Raw genomic sequence first — 1,573 nt, forward strand, 5'->3', positions numbered from 1 at the left:
TATTTTGTTTTTGCCAACTTTACTACCTACTTTAGATAACTACACACAACTGGGCATATATTCCAGAAGTCACAGCAATCTTCCACTCGGTAGGCTGCGCCTTCCGGAAGATATACCCGGACCGTTGGCATTAATTATGAAAAACATGAAAATTAAATTTAACTTTTGGTTGATTTTTCTATTCCTTTCGCCATTCCTGACAAAAGCTCAACTTCTACCCGAAGATGAAGAATTTATCTCGGAATACATAATCCAGAACAACATACCGGGACTAAGTATTTCGATAGTTAAAAACTCGGAAATAGTTTATTCAAAAGGATTTGGCGTAAAAAACAATTCAACAAAAGAAATTGTTAATGACAGTACCCTATTTCAGGCAGCGTCATTAAGTAAAAGCCTTACAGCTGCCCTTGTTTTGAAAAATGTCGAAAAAGGAAAGATTCATTTAGATAGTTCCATAAATAACTATCTAAATGATTGGAAACTGGAAACAAGGAAAAAGAAAGACAATTATGAACCAACGGTATCGCAATTGCTTTCACATACAGGAGGAACCAACGTACATGGATTCTTAGGGTATAAAAGCACCAATAAACCACCAAATTTGGTGGAAGTTCTGAATGGCGAAAGATTTCTCGAACCAAAAATAGTTATCAAAAATAGACCCAATACTCAATTCGACTATTCAGGAGGAGGATACTGCGTTATACAGCAAGCATTGATTGACATAAACCAAAAAGATTTCAATAAGCAAATGAACGAAGAGATACTGAATTTTTGCGGTATGGGTTCAAGTTTCTATTCGGTCAATTTAAATGCAGAACGGCTCGAACAAATCGCAATAGGTCATAGAAAAAATGGAACTCCTTTAAAAAGTGGGTATTATAATTATCCTCAGTATGCAGCGGGAGGATTATGGTCTACTCCATCTGATTTGGCTAAGTTCCTAATTCAGATACAAAAATCGATTAACTCTGAAAGTTCCGAAAATCTTTTATCCCAACAGAGTATTGAACGGTTACTCGAACGACCAATTTTAGAAGATGGAAAAAAGCCACGTTATGGATTGGGCTTGGGCTTTAAAATTGATTCGACAACTAACGAAATTCTGACATTGGCCCACGATGGTGCAAACGTGGGATATAGTAGTTTTATGGAGGCGAGTAAAAAAAACGAATATGCATTTGTCATTTTGTGCAACCGACATTTTGCCGATTTATCGGGCATAAGAAAAAGAATATTAAGCCGAATCCAGAAAAATAACTAATGCCAACAATGGCTATAATTAATGTGGGGTTTAGGTTTTCACGCCAAGGTCTGTGTATATTTATGAGGTCGCAAAATCTTTGGGATTTTGCTTTAGACAAGAAGAATTAAAACAAAACAAAAAGATTTGGCTACGAGCTGTGGCGCAATGTGAATCGTAAATCACCGTCCCACACTAATCATAGGTACTGTGTTAAAAAACAAGTTTTTTCTTTAAAATTTCAGGAAACAAGTTGAGTCATCAATTTGTTATCCCGCGCAGCAAGGGCTTCATGCTTTTGCTGCTTTTTAATTTCAAAATTTGCAT

General features: G+C 36.1%; 1 protein-coding gene. It reads left to right on the forward strand.

All coding sequences use genetic code 11. From position 1 onward, the window contains the following. On the forward strand, positions 1–1,267 hold a 1,267-nt coding region (locus HW347_RS20540), incomplete at its 5' end, for a serine hydrolase domain-containing protein (RefSeq protein WP_214613593.1). Positions 1,268–1,573: the final 306 nt, after the last annotated feature.

This window comes from Zobellia barbeyronii (assembly GCF_018603515.1).
Lineage (GTDB): Bacteria > Bacteroidota > Bacteroidia > Flavobacteriales > Flavobacteriaceae > Zobellia > Zobellia barbeyronii.